At 68.5% G+C, this 21,725-nt stretch carries 19 protein-coding genes; 10 read left to right on the forward strand and 9 right to left on the reverse strand.

From position 1 onward, the window contains the following. Together OXU32_02970 and OXU32_02975 are read left to right on the forward strand one after the other, a co-directional pair. Positions 1-1,602, forward strand: coding sequence for an amidase family protein (locus OXU32_02970; protein MDE0072930.1), 1,602 nt, complete (start codon positions 1-3; stop codon positions 1,600-1,602). Positions 1,603-1,684: 82 nt separating this feature from the next. Continuing rightward, positions 1,685-2,704, forward strand: a complete 1,020-nt coding sequence (locus OXU32_02975) for a fatty acid desaturase (protein ID MDE0072931.1) — start codon at positions 1,685-1,687, stop codon at positions 2,702-2,704. A gap of 84 nt (positions 2,705-2,788) precedes the next feature. Here the strand turns inward: OXU32_02975 and OXU32_02980 are convergent, their stop codons facing one another. After that, the gene (locus OXU32_02980; GenBank protein MDE0072932.1) at positions 2,789-3,523 is read right to left on the reverse strand and encodes a GPP34 family phosphoprotein; all 735 of its coding nucleotides are present in this window, start codon (positions 3,521-3,523) and stop codon (positions 2,789-2,791) included. 100 nt (positions 3,524-3,623) lie between these two features. Between OXU32_02980 and OXU32_02985 the strand changes: the two genes are divergently transcribed. From OXU32_02985 to OXU32_03005, 5 genes are all read left to right on the forward strand, one after another. Next, the gene (locus tag OXU32_02985) at positions 3,624-5,381 is read left to right on the forward strand and encodes a hypothetical protein (GenBank protein ID MDE0072933.1); all 1,758 of its coding nucleotides are present in this window, start codon (positions 3,624-3,626) and stop codon (positions 5,379-5,381) included. 36 nt (positions 5,382-5,417) lie between these two features. Beyond that, complete coding sequence (locus OXU32_02990) at positions 5,418-7,886, forward strand: amidohydrolase family protein (protein MDE0072934.1); 2,469 nt, start codon at positions 5,418-5,420, stop codon at positions 7,884-7,886. A gap of 71 nt (positions 7,887-7,957) precedes the next feature. Continuing rightward, entirely contained in the window at positions 7,958-8,230 is a 273-nt protein-coding gene (locus tag OXU32_02995) for a hypothetical protein (GenBank protein ID MDE0072935.1), read from the forward strand. After that, on the forward strand, positions 8,227-8,616 hold the full coding sequence (locus OXU32_03000) for a type II toxin-antitoxin system VapC family toxin (GenBank protein MDE0072936.1): 390 nt from the start codon (positions 8,227-8,229) through the stop codon (positions 8,614-8,616). The genes OXU32_02995 and OXU32_03000 overlap by 4 nt, the downstream gene beginning before the upstream one ends. A 185-nt stretch (positions 8,617-8,801) precedes the next feature. After that, positions 8,802-9,839, forward strand: coding sequence for a peptidyl-alpha-hydroxyglycine alpha-amidating lyase family protein (locus OXU32_03005; GenBank protein MDE0072937.1), 1,038 nt, complete (start codon positions 8,802-8,804; stop codon positions 9,837-9,839). 119 nt (positions 9,840-9,958) lie between these two features. Here OXU32_03005 and OXU32_03010 read toward each other — a convergent pair whose 3' ends face one another. From OXU32_03010 to OXU32_03030, 5 genes are all read right to left on the reverse strand, one after another. Next, on the reverse strand, positions 9,959-10,948 hold the full coding sequence (locus tag OXU32_03010) for a xanthine dehydrogenase family protein subunit M (protein ID MDE0072938.1): 990 nt from the start codon (positions 10,946-10,948) through the stop codon (positions 9,959-9,961). Positions 10,949-11,105: 157 nt separating this feature from the next. After that, on the reverse strand, positions 11,106-13,466 hold the full coding sequence (locus OXU32_03015; GenBank protein ID MDE0072939.1) for a response regulator: 2,361 nt from the start codon (positions 13,464-13,466) through the stop codon (positions 11,106-11,108). A gap of 94 nt (positions 13,467-13,560) precedes the next feature. Next, a complete protein-coding gene (locus OXU32_03020; GenBank protein MDE0072940.1) occupies positions 13,561-13,740 on the reverse strand; it encodes a hypothetical protein in 180 nt (59 codons plus the stop codon). A 94-nt stretch (positions 13,741-13,834) separates the two neighbouring features. Next, complete coding sequence (locus tag OXU32_03025) at positions 13,835-16,234, reverse strand: xanthine dehydrogenase family protein molybdopterin-binding subunit (GenBank protein ID MDE0072941.1); 2,400 nt, start codon at positions 16,232-16,234, stop codon at positions 13,835-13,837. After that, positions 16,227-16,853, reverse strand: coding sequence for a (2Fe-2S)-binding protein (locus OXU32_03030; GenBank protein MDE0072942.1), 627 nt, complete (start codon positions 16,851-16,853; stop codon positions 16,227-16,229). The genes OXU32_03025 and OXU32_03030 overlap by 8 nt, the downstream gene beginning before the upstream one ends. A 270-nt stretch (positions 16,854-17,123) precedes the next feature. Between OXU32_03030 and OXU32_03035 the strand changes: the two genes are divergently transcribed. Both OXU32_03035 and OXU32_03040 read left to right on the forward strand, forming a co-directional pair. Next, positions 17,124-17,633, forward strand: a complete 510-nt coding sequence (locus tag OXU32_03035) for a DinB family protein (protein MDE0072943.1) — start codon at positions 17,124-17,126, stop codon at positions 17,631-17,633. A gap of 4 nt (positions 17,634-17,637) precedes the next feature. Further along, positions 17,638-18,855 carry a dicarboxylate/amino acid:cation symporter gene (locus OXU32_03040; GenBank protein ID MDE0072944.1) on the forward strand — a complete coding sequence of 406 codons (1,218 nt, stop codon included), beginning with the start codon at positions 17,638-17,640 and terminating at the stop codon, positions 18,853-18,855. A gap of 45 nt (positions 18,856-18,900) precedes the next feature. Here the strand turns inward: OXU32_03040 and OXU32_03045 are convergent, their stop codons facing one another. Beyond that, complete coding sequence (locus OXU32_03045; GenBank protein MDE0072945.1) at positions 18,901-19,371, reverse strand: DinB family protein; 471 nt, start codon at positions 19,369-19,371, stop codon at positions 18,901-18,903. A 106-nt stretch (positions 19,372-19,477) separates the two neighbouring features. Between OXU32_03045 and OXU32_03050 the strand changes: the two genes are divergently transcribed. Beyond that, complete coding sequence (locus OXU32_03050) at positions 19,478-20,905, forward strand: MATE family efflux transporter (GenBank protein MDE0072946.1); 1,428 nt, start codon at positions 19,478-19,480, stop codon at positions 20,903-20,905. A gap of 81 nt (positions 20,906-20,986) precedes the next feature. Here the strand turns inward: OXU32_03050 and OXU32_03055 are convergent, their stop codons facing one another. Together OXU32_03055 and OXU32_03060 are read right to left on the reverse strand one after the other, a co-directional pair. Beyond that, on the reverse strand, positions 20,987-21,397 hold the full coding sequence (locus OXU32_03055) for a PIN domain-containing protein (GenBank protein MDE0072947.1): 411 nt from the start codon (positions 21,395-21,397) through the stop codon (positions 20,987-20,989). Next, positions 21,394-21,621: a ribbon-helix-helix domain-containing protein gene (locus OXU32_03060; protein ID MDE0072948.1), complete on the reverse strand. Its 228-nt coding sequence runs from the start codon at positions 21,619-21,621 to the stop codon at positions 21,394-21,396. Before OXU32_03060 ends, OXU32_03055 begins: the two co-directional genes overlap by 4 nt. Between the last annotated feature and the right edge of the window lie 104 nt (positions 21,622-21,725).

A 21,725-nucleotide genomic window follows, 5' to 3' on the forward strand; every position in this document is an offset into this window, starting at 1 on the left:
ATGACACGTCTTTCCGTCCGTCGCGCGCTCGTCTTCTGTTTGGCCGCCACCGTTCTGCCCGCCGGTGCGGGAGCCCAGTCGCTCCCGCTTTCCGAAGCCACCATCGCGGACATCAACGCGGCCTTCGACGCGGGTTCGCTCACCGCCGAGGGGCTGGTCGAACTCTACCTGGCGCGCATCGAGGCCTACGACGACCAGGGGCCGATGCTCAACGCCGTCCTTACGCTCAACCCGCGTGCGCTCGAGAGGGCGCGGGCCCTGGACGAGGAACGACGCACCCGGGGCCCCCGGTCGCTGCTGCACGGCATCCCGGTGTTGCTCAAGGACAACGTCGACACGGACGACATGCCCACGACCGCGGGGTCGCTCCTGCTGAAGGGTTCGATTCCGCCCGACGACGCGTTCATCGTGCGCAAGCTCCGGGAGGCGGGAGCCATCATCCTGGCCAAGCTCAACATGAGCGAGTTCGCGTCGGGCGTGCAGCTCAGCTCCATCGACGGGCCCATGCGGAACCCGCACGACCTTACCCGCAACCCGTCCGGTTCCTCCGGCGGCACCGGCGTGGCCATCGCTGCGTCCTACGGGCAGCTCGGGATCGGCACCGACACCGGAGGCTCGGTGCGCGGCCCTTCCACCGCCAACGGCATCGCCGGGCTCAAGCCCACACACGGGCTGCTCAGCCGGGACGGCATCGTGCCGCTCGCGCTCTCCTTCGACACGGCCGGCCCCATGGCCCGCCACGTCTACGACGTCGCGGCGATGATGAACGTGATGGTCGGCGTGGACCCCGCCGACGAGGCGACGCTGGCCAGCGAGGGGCGCTACGAGACCGACTACACCGCATTCCTGGACGCGGACGCGCTGGATGGCGCACGCATCGGCGTCGCGCGCGACTTTCTGGGCTACGACGACGAGGTCGACTGGATCATCGAGGCTGGGCTCGATGCCATGCGCGCAGCCGGGGCGACGGTGGTGGACGTGCGCTACCCGCCGTGGCTGCTCGAGGCCAAGGCGCAGTACTACCAGACCATCCGCTGGCGCGAGTTCAAGCCGCAGATCGAGGCGTACCTCGCCGACCTGGCGCCGGGATATCCGCGCACGCTCGAGGAGATGATCGAGCGTGCCACGAAGATCCTCGCGGCTCCGCCCGAGGGCGGTGTCCCCAACCCCACGCGCTGGACCCTCTTCGAGCAGGAGCTGAACACCGGCACTCCGGACGACTACCTGTACAGGGCCATGTACGACCACGGCCTGCCGCTGGTGCGCGCCAACCTGGAGGGGCTGCTGGACGCGAACGACCTCGACGCCATCGTCTATCCCACTTCGCCGACCCGGCCCGGACAGGCGGGGGTCTACCGGGGTTCCTCGTCTCCCAACCCTTCGCCGTCCGCGACCAACCTGGCCAACCTGAGCGGGCTTCCCGACCTGATCGTGCCGGCCGGCTACACGAGCAATCGCCTGCCCGTCGGGATCTCGTTCTTCGGCCGGCCCTTCAGCGAGGGCCGGCTGTTCGCCCTGGGCTACGCCTTCGAGCAGGCGACGAAGGTGCGCCGCGATCCGGTGCACGCGCCGGCGCTTCCCGGAGAGGTGATCCGGCGCTGAGCGCGGCGATCCTCCCCTTCATTCACCAGCCCACGCGAACTCGACTCCGTCGAGTGACCCGGCTCGACGCAAGAGGCAACCCATGACCCCCGCCCCCGACCGCGAGAAGGTCGCCCGCTGGAACGCCATCCTCAAGCCCTACTGGGGGCCGGACACCGGCGCCAGCGTTCGCCAGCTGCTCACCTCGGCGATCCCCTTCGTGGTGCTCTGGTACGCGACCCTGCGCAGCCTGGAGGTGAGCTACTGGCTGACCGTCCTGCTCGCGATGCCCACCGCCGGGTTCATGATGCGCCTCTTCATGATCCAGCACGACTGCGGGCACGGGTCCTTCTTCCGCTCGCACGCGGCGCGCCAGTGGTTGGGGCGCTGCATCGGGGTCCTGCTCCTGACCCCGTACGACTACTGGAAGCGCACGCACGCGTACCATCACGCGCATTCGGGGGATCTCGATTTCCGCGGCTTCGGCGACATCGACACCTTCACCGTGCGCGAGTACCTGGCGTGGCCCTGGTATCGCCGTCTGCGCTACCGGCTGTACCGGCATCCGTTCGTGCTCTTCGTACTGGGCCCCCTGTTCATCTTCCTCATCAAGCACCGGTTTCCGTGGGATGTGCCGGCGCGATGGAAGCAGGCGTGGCGCGGGGTCTTCTGGACGAACCTGGTACTGGTGGCCGTGGTGCTTCTGATGGGAGAGACCATCGGATACCAGCGCTTTCTGCTGACCCACGCGCCGGTTCAGCTCTTCGCCACTACGGCCGGCGTCTGGATGTTCTACGTGCAGCACCAGTTCGAGCAGACCTACTGGGACAGGCACGAGGAGTGGGACTACTACGATGCGTCGCTCTACGGAAGCTCGTATCTCGTGCTTCCCGCCCCGCTCCGGTGGCTGTCGGCGAACATCGGCTTCCACCACGTGCACCACATGAGCATGCGCATCCCCAACTACAAGCTGCAGAGGGCGCACGAGGAGAACGAGGAGTTCCACGTGGTGCGCGAAGTCCGCGTTCGCGACACGCTGAAGCTCATCAACCTGGCGCTGTGGGACGAGGACAGCCGCCGGCTGATCCGGTTCCGGGATCTGAAGGCGTTGCAGCCCGCGTGAGGTCGGCTCTTCAGCGCGTGCCGCCCGTCTGCCGCTGAGCGCGCGGCGCCCTCGGGCGTTGGGTGATCGGTCGGACGGACGAGGTCAGCTGGACGAGGAGGCGGCGATGCTGGCCACGACGGCGGCCTGAGTGGCGGCCACCGCCGCCTGGGACGCCGCAACTGCCGCCTTGACTGCCTTCTGAGCGGCAATGGCGGGGTGACCGGCTCCCGCGGTGAAGGGCTCCCCGGCGCTGATGGCTTTCAGCCGCGCTTTGCGCTCCTTGAGTTCCTTGCGCTCGAAATGGATGCGGAGCGAACCGGTGGCGTGCGCCAGGGAGAGCACGACGCCCAGTCCGGCTTCGATGTCGCCATCGCCCATGATGGCGTCCCGCAGGCCGGCGATGAGCTTGCGCTCGGGTCCCGGGTCGATGGTGGGATAGAGTTTGCGCCTGAAGACGAGCAGGATCTGCGACTCCTTCGTGCGCAGGATGCCCCGGCGGCAGAGGCCGAGGGCGGTGCGGTGCCGGAGCCGCTTGAGGTTGCCGAAGGTCGATACCCAGGAAGATGCGCGTCGACGTCTCTTCGAATTGCGAACCCGCTCCAGCGCTTCGGCCATGATCTCGTCCCGGGGGCGGCCGGTTACCGGCGCGGCCTCGACGAACGCCTTCTTGCTTTCCTCGATGCGAATGACGCCAGCAAGCGCGAGTTCGGCGAGGACGGCTCCGCCCATGGCGAGATTGTAGAAGCCGGCTCGATAGTCCACGGTGCCCTTGCGGTCGCGGAGCACCAGGAGCAGAAGCTGTTCGTGCAGATGGAGGTCGTGGCGGGACGATGACATGGGAGGGTGCCCGGGTTGAGGGTCGTCGGGTGCGCTCAGGCCCAATACTCCACACTTTGAACGCCTGTTTCGCAAGCTCGGAGTTGGCATGGGATCACGCATGACCTGGAACCGTGTTCGCAGCCCGTTGGCGCTGGCGGCGCTGTGGGCTGTCGTGTCGGCGTGCGGCGAGCCCGACCCGGCGGGCGAATCCCGGGGACCCTACGGCATCGGAGCCACCATCGAGGTGGGCGCGGCCCCGCACGGCATCCGCTTCAGCGGGGACGGCGACACCGCATACGTTGCGCTGAGCGGGGACGGGCAGATCGGGGTCGTGGATCTCGCGGCCCGCTCGGTGGTCGCACGCTGGGAGGCGGGGGACACGCCCCTCGACCTCGTGCGGGTTGGCGACGGCTGGCTGGTCAGCCAGTTCCGGGACTCCACCCTCATCAAACTCGATCCTGACGGTGCAGTCGTGCCGGGGGCGGTATGGAATGTCGGCTCGGGTCCGTCTCTGTTCTCACCGGGCGAGGTCCGGGGCGAGACCTGGATCACGTCCGAGTTCGCGGACCTGCTGTGGGTCGTGGACACGGAGACCGGGGTGCCGGTGCGGTCTCACGCGACCGGCGACCGGCCCTACCCGGCCGACGTGATGTGGGACGGGTCGCACGCCTTCGTGCCCAACCTGGACGGCGGCACGGTGTCCGTGATCGATCTGCTCAACATGGAGACGGACGCCACGGTTGACGCGTGTCCGGGTCCGCCCGGGGGCGCCCTCACGCCCGATCAGGTCACCTACGTCGTGGCGTGCGGCGGCTCGGACGAGCTGGTGTTCGTGAATTCGGCTTCGTTTGCGGTCACCGGCCGGGTCCCGGGCCTCGGACCGCGGCCCTTCTCGGTGGTCGTGCCGGGCGGCGGCCGCTACGCCCTGGTGAACAATGCCGGCGGCAGCACGGTCTCGGTGGTGGACATGGAGGCACGGGCGGTCGTGCAGACCATCGAGGTGGGGGAGCAGCCGATCGTGCTGAGGGCGCACCCGGACGGTGAGCGGGTGTTCGTCGCCAACGAACTCTCCGGAACGCTGGTGGAGCTGGTTCCGGTCGCGGAAACAGGGGATGCGCGGTCATCCACGGCGGCCTCCGGCGAAGCAGCTATCGTTGCCGGCGAGGCGGCCGATAATCTCAACGAAGTCGTCGTCCTGGGGGTGATCCACGGCGGGCACACCACCAGCGAGGTCTTCAGCCTCGAAGTCGTGCGCAACCTGGTGCGCGAGATCGATCCCGACTACTGGCTCACCGAGATCCCGCCCAACCGCTGGGACCAGGCGTGGGCCGAGTACCAGTCGTCGGGCTCCGTCGAGGAGCCCCGCGTGCGCCTCTTTCCCGAGTACATGGAAGCGCTCTTCCCGCTGACGCGCGAGCTGGGCTTCGAGGTCATCCCCACGGCCGGATGGACGGAGCCGATGTCCGATTTCCGCGCGGCGTATCTCGACGCGTATTCGCGGGATCCGGAGCGGGCCGAAGCGTGGGCCGAATATCAGGCCGCGGCCGCGGCTTCGGCCGAGGCGCTCGCCGCCGGCTCCGGGGACGATCCGCGCTGGATCCACACCGATGCCTACGACGACGCATACGACATCCGCATGCAGGTGTACGCCCGTCTGTTCGATGCCGATCTGGGGCCGGGAGGCTGGGACGCCATCAACGCCTCGCACTGGGCGAACATCGAGCGCGCACTCGACCGGCACGGGGGCGGAGGAGCTCGCTTTCTGCTGACCTACGGGGCGGGCCACAAAGGTCCCTTCCTGCGCGAGCTGCGGAGGCGCGACGACATCGTGCTGCTCGAGGTCGCGCCATTCCTGGATCGCGTCGAGAACAGATGAGTCCCCGGCGGCTCGCTTGACGAAGGAGGAAGAGAGATGAAGTGGAACGGCAGACGCAACTCGTTGATGGTGGTGCTGGCGGCGGGTGCGGCGGCCGGCGCGGTGACCGTCTCGCCGGGCGGAGTCCTGGCCCAGTCCGAACCGGTTCTCATCCGCGCCGGCACGATCCACACCGCTACCAACGGCACGATTCAGGACGGCGAGATCCTGATACGCGACGGCGTCATCGAGGCGGTGGGCGCCTCCGTGGACGCTCCCGCCGACGCGCGCGTGTACGAAGCCGAGGTCGTGATCCCGGGGCTGATCGACGCACACGCCCACATGGCCCTCGACCGCTCCAACCGGGCGCGTATTCCGGGCCCGGTGACCGCCGAGTGGAAGGCCGTGGAGCACCTGAACCTGGAGGACCCCATGATCCAGGTGGCCCTCTCCGGGGGGGTGACCTCGCTGATCACGCGTTCCGGGAGCGGCATCATCTCCAGTGGCCAGTCGGTGGCGCTGAAGATAAAGAGCACGCCGGGGCCGGAGATGATCTTCAAGCCCTACGTGGACCTGAAGATGGCGGTGCGCCCGCTCATCAACCTGCGCCCGGGGGAGACGCCGCAGACGGTGATGGGCTGGTACGCCACCGCTGACGACTACTTCCGGCGCGCGCAGGCGTACGTGGCGGAGCAGGACGCGCACGCGGCGGGCGAGGGGCCGGCTCCCGAGCGGGACGAGCGCCTGGAGGCCTTCGCGGCCGTGCTCCGGGGCGAGGTGATGGTGCACGCGCACTCGCACTACCCCAGCGAGGTGATGATGGTGTTCCGCCTGGCGCGCAAGTACGGCTTCTTCGACCGGCTGGCGCTGGCGCACGCGGAGGAGATCTTTCCGCTCACCGAGCTGCTGGCCGGGACGAAGGTCGTGCCGGTGATCGGGCCGATGATGATCGTCCAGTACTACAACGACCCCGAGCCCCTCAACCTGCTGAAGGACCTGTTGGACGCGGGCGTGTACGCGAGCATCCAGACGGACATGTCCAACCAGCACTTCAAGGACTTCCGCGAGTACGGGGCGTTCCTGGCGCGCCACGGCCTGACCGACCAGCAGGCGCTCGAGGTGATGACCATCAACGGGGCGCGGGCGATGATGCTCGACGACCGCGTGGGGAGCATCGAGGCGGGGAAAGATGCGGACCTGGTGCTGCTCGACGGGCACTTCCTGGACCAGACGGCGGACCGGGTGGAGCGCGTGTTCGTGGATGGGGAACTCGAGTACGAGCGCGGCCGGGTGCTGCAGCCCGAGCGGCCGCGCAGCGTGGGGCCCTTCAGCCCGGTGAACGGCGCGGTCACCGCCGACGACGAGGCCTTCGCCATCACCGGGGCGCATGTGTTCACCGTGAGCGGCGGCACGATCGAGAACGCCACCCTGGTGGTCGAGGGCGGCCGGTTCATCCGGGTGGAGGAGGGAGCGGTCCCGCCGGAGGGAATGCCGGTCATGGATGTGGGGGGGCGGGTGGTGATGCCGGGCACCGTGATCGCGCGCGCCTTCGCCAACGACTGGATCGGCGACCTCAAGTGGCAGGTGCAGAACGACGAGATCACCGCGCCGGTGGTGCCGGAGATGAACGCCCTGTACGCCGTCGACCCCTGGTTCCCGTCGTACCGCGTGAACACGACCATCGGGGTGACCGCCATCCACGTCACGCCGGGGACGCGCAATCTGGCCGGTGGCAACGGGGTGGTGGTCAAGACGCCGGGCATCGACTTCGAGGAGATGGTGCGCCGCGAGCCCGCCAGCATGGTGTTCGCGCTCACCGCCTCGGCGCTGCGGGAATGGCCGGACGACTCCGGGGCGCCGCTCACGCTCGCGAGTGCGTCGGCGATGATCCGTGAGACCCTCGACGCGGCGAACGCCTACGCGGAGGCCGGTGAGACACGGGAGTACGACGCGCGCATGGAAGCGCTGCTGCCGCTGCTCGCCGGGGAGGTGCCCGCCATGATCCACGCGGACCGGGTGGTCGAGATCGAGGAGGCCATGAGCATTGCGGAGGACTACGGCCTGCGGCTGGTCGTCACCGGCGGCGTGGAGGCGCACCGCCTCGCGGACCGGCTGGCCGCGGCCGACGTGGGCGTCATTCTGGGCAACTCCGGGAGCTACGCTTCCGACATCCGCGGGGGCGGAGAGGGGTGGAGCATGGAAGGACCGGCGATCCTGAACCGGGCGGGGGTGAAGGTGGCGTTCTACGGTCCGGGGGCATCGCGTCGCGCGTCACCCATCGGACGACTCGGAGGCGAGCCCATCCTCAACTCGGCGTGGGCCTTCCGCAACGGCGTGCCCGAAGTGGACGCCTTGCGCATGGCGACGCTCAATGCGGCCGAGCTGCTCGACATGGACGACCGCATCGGCAGCATCGAGGTGGGCAAGGACGCGGACTTCGTCATCCTGGAAGGCCATCCCTTCGACTACCGTGTGCTGCCGGGGTGGGTGTTCGTGGACGGGAAGCTGGAGGCGGGCGGAGGTTGACGAAGGGCGAATTGCACCACTAACTTGCCCATGTGTCGGTCAACGGTGCATTACCCATGGAGGCGAGCAGCATGTCCCGCATCCACTTCGTCGTGAAAGAGACCGCCAAGATGGCCTACCAGACGCAGGCCCGACGGGAGGGCAAGTCCCTCGGGGAGTGGCTGCGCGAGGCTGCCGAGGAGAAGCTGGCGACCGCACGCCCGCGCAAGTTCACGGTTGAGGAGCTGCGGGAGTTCGCGGCCAGGTGCGACGCGCGTCACCCGCCCGGCGCGCGGGAGTTGGACTGGCCGGAGATCAAGAAGATCATCGTCGAGACGCGTTATCCGGACTACGACATCACATGATCTTCGTCGACGCCAACGTCTTCATGTACTTCGTGGGCGCCGACCATCCCCTGCGGAAGGAAGCCACGGAGTTCTTCATCCGGTCACTAGAACGGGACAGGCCCCTCGTCACTTCGGCGGAAGTGCTCCAGGAACTCCTCCATCGCTACCTGCGCCGGGACAGGCGGCCGCTGCTCGACGCGGCCTTTGACCTGGTCGGTTCCACGGTGGACGAAGTCTGGCCCGTCGAGAAGGCCGACGTCGAGCTTGCGCGCAACCTGTCCGCTCGCCACCGCGGCTTGGAGGCCCGCGACCTGGTGCACCTGGCCTGCTGCATCCGGCGAGAGCCGCGTGAACTCATGACGTTCGACCGAGGGCTGGCCGCGGCGTGGCGGAGCCGGAGCTAGCGGAACGCGGTGGCCGGTCTGTCGTGATGCCGGCGCTCGACCAGGTCTACTTGTCGCCCGACACTCCCGTGCGTACCGTGCCTGTGCGGAAGGCAGCGCGGCGGCCGAGTTGTCCGCCTGCCGCCGATGGCAAGCATCGCCCAACGCACACATCACCCCACCGCACTTACCCGGAGGCCCCACCGATGACTGGACGAACGCGCGCCACGATCGCTTCTGGAATCTTCACCGTCGCGGCTCTCGCCGTCGCGGTTTCGTCACTTCAGGCCCAGTCGGTGACGACCAACCCCTTCCGGCCGGTCTACGGCTGGGGCGAGCTCCCCGACGGCAGGGAATGGGGCTCCACCAGCGCGGTGGAGATCGCGCTGGACGGAAACATCTGGGTCGCGGAGCGCTGCGGCGCGAACACCTGCGTCGGCTCGGATGTGGATCCCATCCTGCTCTTCGACAAGGAGGGGAACCTGCTGCGGAGCTTCGGCGGCGGAATGATCGCGTGGCCGCACGGCATTGACGTCGATCATGACGGCAACGTCTGGGTGACCGATGCGTGGCGGCCGGGCGCGACCACCACGGGGCACTCGGTGCTCAAGTTCTCCCCGGAGGGCGAGCTGCTGATGACCCTGGGCACGCCGGGGGAGGCCGGCGACCCTCCCACCCACTTCACCCAGCCGTCGGACGTGGTGGTGGCACCCAACGGTCAGATCTACGTCGCGGACTCGCACGACCGCACCCGGGGCCGGATCGTCCGCTTCGCGGCCGACGGCACCTACATGGAGACCTGGGGCGAACTCGGGTACGGGCCGAAGCAGTTCCGGGATCCGCACGCCCTGGCGATGGACTCGCAGGGCCGCATCTTCGTGGGCGACCGCTACAACAACCGCATCCAGCTCTTCGACCAGGAAGGCGAATTCCTCGCCATCTGGACGCAATTCGGCCGGCCCAGCGGGATCTACATCGACGCCGACGACAACATCTATGTGGCCGACTCCGAGTCGAGCCCGGCGCCCAACCAGTTCACCGGCCAGCGCAACGCCGGCTGGGAGAAGGGAATCCGTATCGGCGACGCGAACCAGGGATGGGTCCACTTCTTCCTGCCGGACGACATCTCCAACCCGATGGGGTTCAGCGGTCCCGAGGGCGTTGCCGTTGACGACGAAGGGAACGTCTACGGCGCGGAGGTGAGCCAGCGGCGCATCACCAAGTGGATTCGGTTCCGGCCGTAGCGCCTCGAAGTCAGGAGCCGGCCCCGTGCTGACTGCCTGACCCACCGGATTCCACAAACGAAGCCCCGTCCCGTTGCGAACGCGGGACGGGGCTTTCGACTGCGCGTCTGCGTTGGGCTTCAGGCGCTCCGTACCGCCCGCGCCACCAGGTTCTTCACGAGCGGAATCTTGAAGTGGTTGTAGTCCAGGGGCCTGGCGCCCTCCGTGGCCAGTTCGCCCGCCTCGTCGGCCGTGGTCTCGTTCGGCACCCGACCGCGAACCAGGTCCTCGACGTCGGTCAGGCGGCGGGGGATGCACTCGACCGCGCCGAGCACGATGCGTGAGTCGTCGATGCGCCCGTCGGCCACCCGGAACGCCGCGGCCACGTTCACCAGCGGGAAGTCCCAGGTCTTGCGGTCCGACACCTTCTCGAAATGGAAGCGGGCGCCCGCCCAGCGAGCCGGGATGCGCACGGCGGTGAGCAGGTCGCCGGGGTCGAGCACGGTCATGCGGGTGATGTCCACGCCCGGTGGCATGAAGAACTCACCGGCCGGGATCACCCGCTCGCCGCGGGCGTTGCGCACCACCATCTCCGCGTCCAGCGCCACCAGCGCCGGGGCCGAGTCGGACGGGGTCACCGCCACGCAGCGGTCCGCGCCGAAGAGGGCATGCTCGCGGTTCATCGCGTCCGGCGCGCCCGCGTAGCAGACGTTGCCTCCCGCCCGGTAGCAGGGCATGCCGTAGCGGTAGTACCAGCAGCGCGTATCCTGGCAGAGGTTGCCGCCCAGCGTGCCGGCGTTGCGGATCTGCGGGCTGGCCACCACGCTCACCGCCTCCGCGAGCAGGCCGTAGCGGTCGCGCACCACCGGGTCGTTCTCCACGTCGGTGAGGCTGGTCATGGCGCCGATCTCGATGCCCTCGCCGTTCTCGCGCACGCCCCTCAGTTCGTCGAGCCCTTCCAGGTCGACCACCACGGAGGGCTGCTTGCCGCGGTTCTTGAACCAGTCGAAGCTGTCGTAGCCGCCTGCCAGCGCCCAGGCGTCGCGGCCGTGCTCCCGCAGCAGATCCAGCGCCGACTCGACGTCGGTCGGCTGAACCAGATCGAAGTGGGGCATCATGTCCTTCATCATGGGGATCCCCCCGGCCTCAGATGGTCTCGTTGCGAGAGACTGCGATGCCAACGCGGCATCATCCCTATCCCGTCCATATGGACTAATCTTGCGGGTTCAAGCCCAGCGGCGCAAAAGGCCGGTGATCCGGCGCGCGCACCCGGACCCCGTCGCCAGCTCAGGCTCGACGTCCGGGCATGCGGTAGCCGACCGCGCGCTCGTTGTGAATGTACGTCGGGTTGGTGGCGTCGTCGCCCAGCTTGCGGCGGAGGCGCTTCACTACCGCGCGCACGAGCTTCGGGTCGGTGGAACCGCGATGCCGTGAGCCCCACGCCTGGCGCAGCAGCGATTCGTAGGTCAGCACCCGTCCCGCGTTGATCGAGAGTACGCGGAGTAACTCGTACTCCGTGGGGGTCAACTCTACCGGCTGGCCACCCACAGCTACCCGCCGCTGGTTGTAGCGGATGGCCAGCTCTCCGAGCACGAACGGCTCGGGTCCCGTCGTCCTGCGCAGGGCGGCGCGCACCCTCGCGGTCAACTCGGCCCGAGAGAAGGGCTTGACGAGATAGTCGGCCGCGCCCGCGTCCAGCGCCCTGACGATGGTTTCGTCCCGACCATACGCGGAGATGAGAATGACCGGAAGGTCGGTCAGTTCGGCAAGGCGCTCCATGAGTGCGATGCCGTCGGTCCCGGGCAGCAGCAGATCCAACAGGACCAGCCCGGGACGGTGTATTCGCACAAGACGGGCCACTTCTTCCGGATCGCCGGTCACCACCGGGACGAAGTCCGCCTCGGTGAGCGCTTCGCGCACGTGACGCAGCATCTGCGGATCGTCATCCACCACCAGAATGCGCGTCCGCTCCTGCCCTTCCGCGGCGGCGCGCGGACCGTCCATCGCCATGTCGGCTGCAGGTCCCGTCCGTTCGGCGACCGGGACGGTGAAGGTGAATCGCGTGCCGCGTCCCGCACCCCCGCTTTCGGCCCGGATGCGGCCGCCGTGCGCCTCGACCAGGCCCTTGCAGATCACCAGGCCGAGATCGTCGGATCCCGCCCCGCGCTTCCGGTTGGTGTCCGCGTTCGAGGCGTACTTGCGGAACAGGTGCGGCAGTCGGTCAGACGGTACGCCCTGGCCCTCGTCGGTCACCGAGATCGCCACGTGGACGCCCTCACGCGCGGCGCCGATCCGGATGGGAGACGAGTCGGGCGAACGCCTCGCCGCGTTGGCGAGGAGGTTGTTGAGAACCTGGACGATGCGCGGCCGGTCCGCCATGACCCGCGGCAGGTCCTCCGGCACGTCGATGCTCACGGCATGCCGGCGGGTGCCGATCAGGAACGTGTCCCGTGCCTGTTCCAACAGGGAGCCAACGTCCGAGGGCTCGGGAGAGACCGACAGCGTGCCCGTCACTATGCGCCCATGGTCGAGCAGATCGGCGATCAGGCCGCGCATGTGGTCGGCCTGCTCGTCGACGACCCGGAAGAACTCCAGCATCTCGGCCGGGTCCGGGGGCGGCGAAGCGCCGAGCACGGTCGCCGTCGAACCCTTGATCGAGATGAGCGGGGATCGCAGCGCATGGCTTACGATGCCCAGGAGCTCGCCGCGCATCCGCTCCAACTCCTCCAGCGGCGCCAGATCCTGCAGCGTTACGACAACGGACTCGACGGTGCCGTCTTCCGTCTGGATCGGCGTAGCGTTGATAAGCGTCGTGACGCTCCGGCCGTCCGGGACCGAGAGGGTCAGCTCCTCGGCGCGCACCCTCTCTGCGCTGCTGAACTGCTGCGCCAGCGGAAACTCGGCCAACGCGACTTCCCGCCCGTCGGTGCGACGGCAGGTGATCGTATTCAGCAACTCCACCGGTGGTAATCCGGGCGAACTGAGAGCCTCGACGATCCGCCGCGCTTCCAGGTTGAATGACAGGGGCTCGCCCGTCCGGCCGTCGACGACCACCACACCCACCGGCGAAGTCTCGATCAAGGTCTCCAGGCCGGACCGCGCCCGCTGCACGTCGCGGTGCGCGCGCGCGTTGGCGATTGCCGCCGCGGCCTGGGATGCAAACAGCATCACGACTTCCTCGTCGTCGTGCGTGAACTCTTCACCACCTTGCTTCCCGGCAAGAAAGAAGTTGCCGACGGGCATGTCACGGTGCCGCAACGGCACGGACTGAAGCGTCTTCGACCGCATCAGTTCCGACGAGAAGCCCAGCGCCCGGACATAGGCGGGCAGGTCCGCCAGTCGAAGCGGCGCCGCAAGGCTCCGGAAGTGCTCGAAGAGCAGAGGTCCGTCGGCCCAGGCCGCCATCTGGTCTTTCTCGGAAGACGTAAACCCGGAGGTAACGAAGTCTTCGATACGCCCTGCGCCGTCGACGATGGCGATCACGCCGTAGCGGGCACCGGTCAGGGCGCAGGCGCTGTCGACGACCTCCTGCAGCACGGTGTCCAGATCGAGGCTGGCGTTGATGCGCAGCACGGCGGTGCTCAGTCTTGAGACCCGCTCCTGGAGCACCTCGATCTCTCGCCGCAGCCGTCCGGAATCCTCCATCATCGGCTCACCCTCACCCGGCCTTCGACGCGGCACAGGCGCACCGGGGGATTCGCCCTTCGCGAGCAGGTGAGTTGGCCGTCCGCAGCCCGGCGGTTCAGTCCCTGCCGGGGAACAAGGGCGTGACGATTCCCCGCAGGATGCAGACAAGACCGATCCCGCCGATGGCCAACGTCACGTCGCGTGGGATCCAGTCCCAGAACCGGTCGAGCAGGCCGCCGGAGGAAGCGACGGCCCCGACGATGAACACCGGCCACCAGGACTTCAAGAACTTCATTGTCGCTCCCTCGGTTCTGTTCTGGCGGACGTGGTCGATACCAATCCCGGTCCGCGGCCGAGGGCTTCTCCGATGCCCGGGCGCCTGCCCTCGATCACTGCGTGTTGACCTGCAGCGGCCGATGCGACGGGGGCTGCTGGGCCACGGCGTTCACGATCATGTCCGGGACGACCGGGATGCGGTTGAAGTAGTGCCCGCCGAGCGCATCCGAGATGGCGCACAGCAGAGCCGCCCCCGAGCATCCCATGAGGGGTTCGCCCACCCCCTTCGCGCCCACCGGGTTCTGCGGGTCGGTGATGTCGGTGGCGTCCCAGTCCATCTGCGAGGGCACGTCCAGGTATGACGGCGGCTTGGCCTGATGGAAGCCGATGTTGCCCGCCACCCCGTAGCGCGTGTCGTAGACGTGGCGCTCGAGGCACGCCATCCCGAACCCCATCACCGCGCCGCCCCTCACCTGGGCCGCCAGCCCCATCGGGTGCACCACGGTGCCGCAGTCGGCCACGCCCAGGTAATCGATGATCTCGTACATGCCGGTCTCGAGGTCCAGCTCGATCTCGATGAAGCCGGCGGCGAGCGCGGGCACGACGTCGTGGCGGGGGAGGTTGTCGCGGGCTACGCCGATCAGGCCGCTGCCCGCCAGGTTCTGCACGGAACGTTTGGTGATGTCGTTCAGGTCGTCGGGGAACTCCTCGCCGCTGAAGCGCCCGCCCAGCTCGATGGCACGCGCCGCAGCCCTTGCGTGGGTGATGCGGCGCGAGGGGTTGGCGCGCGCGAAGGTCACTTCGTCCCCGATGTCGTAGTCGTCCGGCGAGCCGCCCAGCTCCATGGCCGCGATCGCTTTCAGCTTCTCCACCGCGTCCGCGCCCGCCGCCCAGCCGGCGCGGGTCATGGTGAAGGTCGTGTTGCTGCCCACCTGCGCGCTGCTGGATGCGAGATTGCGGGAAGTGTCGCCGCGCACCAGCTCGACGTTTTCCCAGTCGTACCCGAGCATCTCCGCAGCGACGCGCGAGGTGGCCGCGTAGGAATACGTCCCGAGGTTGCCCACCCCCGTGTGAATGTGCAGCCTGCCGTCCGGCGCGATGCGCAGCAGCCCGTCCTGACCGCTGTTGCCGGCCCCGTGATAAGCCTGGCCGATGCCGACCCCGGTCACGCGCGATCCCTGGCGCCGGCCGCTGCGGGCGCGCCGCTCCTCCCATCCAAAGCGCTCCGCGCCCTGGGCCAGCGCTTCGCCCAGATGAGCGCTGGTGACCGGCACCTGGCCTCCGCCGTAGAGCGAATTCGAGTCGGGCGCGTTGATGCTGCGGATGGCAAGCTGATCGATGCCCAGTTCGGCCGCTGCCTTGTCGAGCAGAGGCTCCACCGCGCACGCGATCTGGTTCTGGCCCGGACCGCGCTGCGCGCCCCGCGCGGGCGTGTTGGTGAGCACCGGAATGCCGCGGAAGCGCATCGCCAGCGGCGTGTAGACGATGGTGACGGCTCCGGCGGCGCTGTTGAAGTCGCCGAAGCCGCTGTTGGGCCCGTTTTCCTGCACGATGAAGAGGTCGACCGCGCTGATGCGCCCGTCGGGCCGGAAGCCCATGCGGATGCGGCCCTGGAAGCCGGCCCGCGCGGAGCCGATGGCGTATTCCTCGGCCCTGCTGATGCGCATCATCACCGGCCGGCCCGTCTTTCGGGACATGTGCGCCGGCACCGACATGATCGGGTAGGCGCTTCCCTTGGAACCGAACCCGCCCCCGCAGTATTCGCCCACGAACACCACGTCCTCGGGCGGGATGCCGATGTAGCGCGCCAGCCCGTTCAGCGTCGCGCTCTGGCTCTGGCTCGAGCCGAAGACGTGGCACCTGCCGTTCTGCCAGTAGGCCATCGCCGTGCGCGGCTCCATCGAGTGATGCGACGTGCCGGCGGTGACGAAGGTCTCGTCGAACACCAGCGCGGCATCGCGGAAGCCGGCTTCGACATCTCCGTACGACCACTCCGTGGTGACCTCGCCCATGGGCAGTTCACCGTCGGTGGCGGCGGCGAAGTCCTCCTCGGTCCACTTCACCTCGCGGATTCCCTCTCCCCGCTGCGAGGTGTTGCCCTCCGTGCGCGCGTTGGGGCCGCCGGGACGCAGGCTCTCCAGCGGGTCCACCACGAACGGCAGCGGTTCCAGGTCGAGCCTGACCTTCGCGATGGCGTCCTGGACGGTGGTCTCGTCGACGGCCGCCAGCGCGGCAATCGGCTCGCCCACGAAGTGGGGCGTGTTGGTGAGGATGGGGTTGCCGGGCGCCTCGATCCCGGGCACCTCGTCCGCGGTCAGGATGGCGACCACGCCCTCCATCGCGAGTGCCTCCGACGCGTCGATGGCGCGCACCCGCGCGTGCGGCATCGGGCTCGTGATGAGCCGGCAGAAGAGCATCCCGTCGGCGCGGAAATCCTCCGCGTAGCGGGCTCTCCCGGTGACTTTGGCGATGACGTCCGGGGGCGCGAAATCCCTGCCGATGAGCTCAGCCATTGGACACCTCCTCGGCGACCGCCTGCCCGTTTGCGGCGGCGGCCATGACCCCGTTCAGGTAGTGGTCGTAGGCCCCGCACCGGCAGAGATTGCCGGACATGGCCCGGCGCGCCTCCTCGCGGGTGGGGTTGGGGTTGGCCTCCAGCAGCGCCGCGGCCGCCATGACCTGTCCCGGGGTGCAGAATCCGCACTGGGGACCCAGCTCGTCGATGAACGCCTGCTGCACCGGATGCAGCGTGCCGTCCGCGCTCTCGAGCCCCTCAACCGTGACCACCTCGCGCGCCCGCACCCGTTGCGTGAGCGTCGAGCAGGAGTAGTGGGCGACGCCGTCGATCATTACGGTGCAGGCGCCGCACTCCGCCCGGTCGCAGCCCAGCTTGGTGCCGGTGAGCCCCAGCTTGTAGCGGAGCGTCATCGCCAGCGTCTCCTGCGGCAGCACGTCGACCCGCCGGGTCTGTCCATTGACGTTGATGGAGACCAGGCGCGGAACGCTGCCCCGCGCGGACGTCGCCGCCGGACCCGAAAAGTAGGCGAACGCCGACACCGAAGCGCCGGTCGCGATGACCCCCTTGATGAACTGGCGGCGGGAGACGTTGCCGCGCCCGGGGAGGTTCGCCAGAAAGCCTTCCCAGGCGGCATCTTCGGCGGGTGGGACGCCGGGATGCGCGGACGGGTCGATGGTGGATGACCGCTCGGCCATGTGTCCTGCCTCCTGCTCCGGTCCACGGTGGGATGTGCCCTTGATCGTACGCTGGCGCAGGACTCCGGACAACCGCAGTTTGCTCGCGGATTCACGACCGCGCCGAAGCGTGATTCCCGGCCTCATTCCACGAGATTGGAGTCGGTTCCGTCCGATGAGGCGAGGTCACGAAACGAGAGGCCCTTAGAGATGAGCAAGATCGCCGAGACCATCGAGATCTTCGAGGCCGCGCGCCGACCCCTCTTCATGGTGCTGGACGGCATCTCGCGCGAGGATCTGGACTGGAGCCCGAGCGAGAAGGTGCGGGGCGTCGGCAAGATCTGCCGGCACCTGTACCGGGTCGACATCTGGTTCCTCAAGCGGCTGGGCGTCGTCCCCGTAATCACGGAGGATCGCCCCGGGCCGGCGGAAGATATCGCGGCGCGCATGCGCACGATCCAGGAGCAGGTCATCGCCGAGGTGAAAGCCTGCGAGAGCGATGACGACCTGTTCGCCGAACGCACGTCGCTGGACGGCAAGACGACCTCGCAACTCGGCCCCGACGTCATCCATATGGCGCAACACTACCTCTACCATCTGGCTCAGATCACTTACCTGCGACGGGTGCGGGATCGCGCGTGGCCGGCGCCACAGGAGGAGTGGGAGCACGCGACGCACGTGATCGGGGACCGGGTGCTGGATCGCGAGCACCAGGCGTGACGCCATGAACACCCGCGCCATCCTCATCGGGCTGATCCTCGGGCTGGGGCTCGGAGTCGCCGCCTCAGCGACCGGATCTCCGGCGCTGCTGCAGGCAGCCGAAGCGGTCGAGCCGCTGGGGGCAGTGTTCCTGCGCGCCATTCAGATGGTCGTCATCCCGCTGGTGGCGGCGGTGGTATTCGTGGGCGTTGCGCGGATCGGGAACCTGCGCAGGCTTGGGCGGCTCGGGGGGCTGGCGGTGGGCTTTTTCTGGGTTACGACGCTTCCCGCGATCCTGATCGGGATGGGGGTGATGGGGCTGGCGCTCACCTTCACGACGCCGGTGCCGCCACCGACGCCCATGACGGAGCTGGACACCGCGACGCCGGGCGTGGTGGACTTTCTGGTCAACCTCGTGCCGCGCAACCCCGTCCAGGCGGCCGCCGATGGGTCGCTTCTGTCGGTGCTGATCTTCGTCGTCCTGCTTGCCGCGGCGGCGACGACACTGCCGGCTGCGAAGCGCGAAGCGCTCACATCCCTCGCCGAAACGCTCGGGGACGCGCTCATCAAGCTGATGACCTGGATCCTGTGGACGGCGCCCGTGGGGGTCTTCGGTCTCGCGGCGCCGGTGGTCGCGCAGACGGGGTTGGCGATGCTTCAGAACCTCGCCGTCTTCATCGTCGCCGTGGTCGTGGGCTTCTTCATCCTGAAGGGCGTCGTGCTGCTGCCGCTGGTCTGGATCCTCGGCGGGATGAAGCCGGGGCGGTTCGTGCGCGGGACCGTGGGCACCTACACGGTGGGATTCACCACGACGACGTCGGTGGGGACGCTGCCGATGATGCTGCAGGAGGCGGAGAAACTGGGTCTGTCGAAGAGCACCTTCTCGCTGGTCCTGCCGCTGGCGGCTTCGATCAACCGTCCGGGGAGCGCGCTCTTCCAGAGCACCTCACTGGTCTTTCTAGCCGCGATGTACGGGGTGCCGCTCGACGCCGGGCTGATCGCGGCGGTCGTGCTGGCGATCTTCCTCGCATCGATGACGGTCGCCCCGGTGCCCAGCGCCAGCATCGTGACCATGGCGCCCGCGCTCGACGTGGTGGGCGTGCCGGTCGCGGGGCTCGGCATCCTGCTGGGGATCGACCGCGTGCCCGACGTGTTCCGCTCCGCGACCAACGTGATCGCCCACATGGCGGCGGCGACGACGGTGAATGGGATGACGGGGGGTGAGCAGGGAACCGACGCCTGACCTTGAGTTATGGAGCCGGAACCGCCGCGGTCCCCCTCCCCGGGCTCACTCGTACATCATCCCCGGCACCTTGCCCAGGAGCCGCGCGTAAACCGTGAGCGCGCCCCGGTGGTGCGCCGTGTGATCCACGAGGGGAACCACAATGGCGGAACGCGACGCGCCCGGCATGATGCGGTCGTCGGGGATCGGGGCGGCAAGCTCCTCGTCCGAGGCCGCCTCGAAGGTCGCGATGGCCTTCTCGAATGCGCGGTCGAGCCACGCGACGGCCTCATCAAGCGTCTCCACCGCCCGAGCCGCGGCGATCAGGCCTTCGAAGTCCATGTTCCAACCCTCCCCGAAGGCGCCCTCCACGAACCATTCGACCGAGTCCGCGGCGTGCGCGATGTGGCCGGCGACGGTGTAGAGTTCGGGCTGGGGAGCGAACCCGGCGTCCTCCTCCTCGAAGATCGAGATCATCTTCCGGATGTACCCGTGGGACGTTTCCAGTTGTGCGACGAGATCGGCGGCCTGCGACATGGGCGTTTCTCTCCGGTGGAGTGTTCGTTCGCGGTTGGAGCGGCGGCCAAGTCTAGCCTTGGCCTGAAGACTTCTCCAGCCCGAATCCCGTTAGCTTTCCGCCGCCATGAATCCGCACGAGACCCCCAAACCGCCGCCCGCACACGCATCCGAAACCTGGTGGGACCTCCTCGTCCACGCCGTGCGGGGCACCGGGGGCGATCCCACCCACGGCCCCATCCGGCGCGCGGTCATCCTTCTGGCCGTGCCGATGGTGGTGGAGATGTTGATGGAGTCGCTCTTTGCGGTCGTCGACATCTACTTCGTTTCCCGGCTGGGGAACGAAGCCATGGCGGGCGTGGCGCTCACCGAGTCGGTCCTGTCGCTCATCTACACGGTCGCCATAGGGCTGAGCATCGGGGTCACGGCCGTGGTGTCGCGCCGGATCGGCGGAGGCGACAGGGAAGGGGCGTCGCGCGCGGCCGCGCAGGCCGTCCTGCTGGGACTCGCACTGGCGCTCGTGTTCGGCATCGCCGGAGTGGCGTTCGCGCCGGACATCCTGCGGATCATGGGCGGCGACGAGAGCGTCGTGGCCACGGGGGCGCCCTACACGCGCATCATGCTCGGCGGCAACGTCGTCATACTGCTGCTGTTCCTGCAGAACGCGGCCTTCCGCGGGGCGGGCGACGCCGCTATCGCGATGCGCGTGCTCTGGATCGCGAACGGACTCAACATCGTGCTCGATCCCCTGCTCATCTTCGGCCTCGGGCCGTTCCCGGAGATGGGGGTGCAGGGGGCCGCGGTCGCGACGACCATCGGCCGGGGAACGGCGGTGCTGGTGCAGGTCTACACGCTCTTCCGTCTGGGCGGCAAGCTCCGCATCCTGGCTTCGCATCTGCGCATCCAGCCCGCGCTCATGGCTCAACTGGTGCGGCTCTCGGGGACGGGGATGCTCCAGACCTTCATCGCAACCGCGAGCTGGATCGGCCTCATCCGCGTGACGGCGCTGTTCGGGGCCGAGGCGCTGGCGGGTTACGTGATCGCGATCCGAATCATCCTCTTCGCGATTCTCCCCGCCTGGGGACTCTCCAACGCGGCGGCGACCATGGTCGGGCAGGGGCTCGGGGCCGGAGATCCGGAACGTGCCGAGCGGGCCGCGTGGATTTCCTGCAAGATGAACCTCGCCTTCCTCGGGGCGGTCAGCGTGTTCTTCATCGCCTTCGCGCCGGCGATCGTGGGGTTGTTCGGCGGGACCGAGGGGGCGTCCGTCGTCGGCGTGACCGGCCTCCGCATCGTGTCGATCGGCTTCGTCTTCTACGCCTACGGCATGGTGCTCACGGCTGCGTTCAACGGGGCAGGGGCCGTGTGGACGCCCACGATTCTCAACTTCTTCTGTTTCTGGCTGTGGGAGATCCCGCTTGCGTGGGGCCTGTCGCTTCCAGGCGGACTCGAGACGACCGGCGTGTTCATCGCGATGACGGTGTCGTTCTCGACGCTGGCGGTGGTGGCCGCGGTGCTGTTCAGGCGGGGGCGGTGGAGGCAGGCGGTGGTGTAGCCGCGGGAGCCCGCATGTGTCCGATCGCGATTCGGGGGGCGAAGCTGGCAGCCAAGCGCCGCAAGTCGGGGCGTCGGTCGGTCACACCCGCGGCAGCACCTCCGCTCCGGTCAGTGCGAGATGGTAGTCGGTGGCCCACGCAGTCCGGATCCCGTGCTGCTCCATGAGCGTCAGGCTGGAGGCGTCCACGTAGGTGAGCCGCGCTCCCCGCAGGCGGTCGAGCATGCGGCACGTGTCCCGGTGGAGGTCGGCGGTCGCTTCCAGCACGACGAGGCCGTCGAGGTTGTCGAGAAACAGGCGGCAGGTGCGGGCGGGCTCTTCTCCGTGGCGATGGAGGAACCAGGAGTACGCCTCGGACCACACCAGCACCGACGTGTGCCAGCGGGGCGTGGGACCCGCGAAGAGGGAGCGCGCCTGCTCGTGATGCTGGTCGCGCCGGTTGAAGGCGGCGATGAGGATCCCCGTGTCGAGGAAGACCTTCGGGTTCGTCACGGCGACTCGCGCCCGTAGACCACGTCGTCAACGGTAGTGCTGTCTTCGGGCCGGCCTTCGAAGACGCCCACCCAGGCCATCCAGGGATGGCAGACGGGCTCGCGGGACAGAGTTTCGGCCAGGCTCCTCCGGCAGAGTTCCGCCAGCGAGATACCCTGGCGGCGAGCGGCTTCCTTGGCGCGCGCGTACATCTCCTCATCCACGGAGATCTGGGTTCTGATCACGGGGTGGGACACCTCGTTGGATGTTATCACAATTGCTTCTCATGATAACATACGATGACGAACATCTTCAAGCGCCCGCGATGCGGATCGGTGTCGGCGAACAT

The organism is Gammaproteobacteria bacterium (assembly GCA_028819075.1).
Classification (GTDB): domain Bacteria; phylum Gemmatimonadota; class Gemmatimonadetes; order Longimicrobiales; family Gaopeijiaceae; genus BD2-11.

Coding starts and splice junctions, on each gene's coding strand:
- OXU32_02970 (MDE0072930.1), top strand. CDS start 1: ATGACACGTCTTTCCGTCCGTCGCGCGCTCGTCTTCTGTTTGGCCGCC.
- OXU32_02975 (MDE0072931.1), top strand. CDS start 1,685: ATGACCCCCGCCCCCGACCGCGAGAAGGTCGCCCGCTGGAACGCCATC.
- OXU32_02980 (MDE0072932.1), bottom strand. CDS start 3,523: ATGTCATCGTCCCGCCACGACCTCCATCTGCACGAACAGCTTCTGCTC.
- OXU32_02985 (MDE0072933.1), top strand. CDS start 3,624: ATGACCTGGAACCGTGTTCGCAGCCCGTTGGCGCTGGCGGCGCTGTGG.
- OXU32_02990 (MDE0072934.1), top strand. CDS start 5,418: ATGAAGTGGAACGGCAGACGCAACTCGTTGATGGTGGTGCTGGCGGCG.
- OXU32_02995 (MDE0072935.1), top strand. CDS start 7,958: ATGTCCCGCATCCACTTCGTCGTGAAAGAGACCGCCAAGATGGCCTAC.
- OXU32_03000 (MDE0072936.1), top strand. CDS start 8,227: ATGATCTTCGTCGACGCCAACGTCTTCATGTACTTCGTGGGCGCCGAC.
- OXU32_03005 (MDE0072937.1), top strand. CDS start 8,802: ATGACTGGACGAACGCGCGCCACGATCGCTTCTGGAATCTTCACCGTC.
- OXU32_03010 (MDE0072938.1), bottom strand. CDS start 10,948: ATGATGAAGGACATGATGCCCCACTTCGATCTGGTTCAGCCGACCGAC.
- OXU32_03015 (MDE0072939.1), bottom strand. CDS start 13,466: ATGATGGAGGATTCCGGACGGCTGCGGCGAGAGATCGAGGTGCTCCAG.
- OXU32_03020 (MDE0072940.1), bottom strand. CDS start 13,740: ATGAAGTTCTTGAAGTCCTGGTGGCCGGTGTTCATCGTCGGGGCCGTC.
- OXU32_03025 (MDE0072941.1), bottom strand. CDS start 16,234: ATGGCTGAGCTCATCGGCAGGGATTTCGCGCCCCCGGACGTCATCGCC.
- OXU32_03035 (MDE0072943.1), top strand. CDS start 17,124: ATGAGCAAGATCGCCGAGACCATCGAGATCTTCGAGGCCGCGCGCCGA.
- OXU32_03040 (MDE0072944.1), top strand. CDS start 17,638: ATGAACACCCGCGCCATCCTCATCGGGCTGATCCTCGGGCTGGGGCTC.
- OXU32_03045 (MDE0072945.1), bottom strand. CDS start 19,371: ATGTCGCAGGCCGCCGATCTCGTCGCACAACTGGAAACGTCCCACGGG.
- OXU32_03050 (MDE0072946.1), top strand. CDS start 19,478: ATGAATCCGCACGAGACCCCCAAACCGCCGCCCGCACACGCATCCGAA.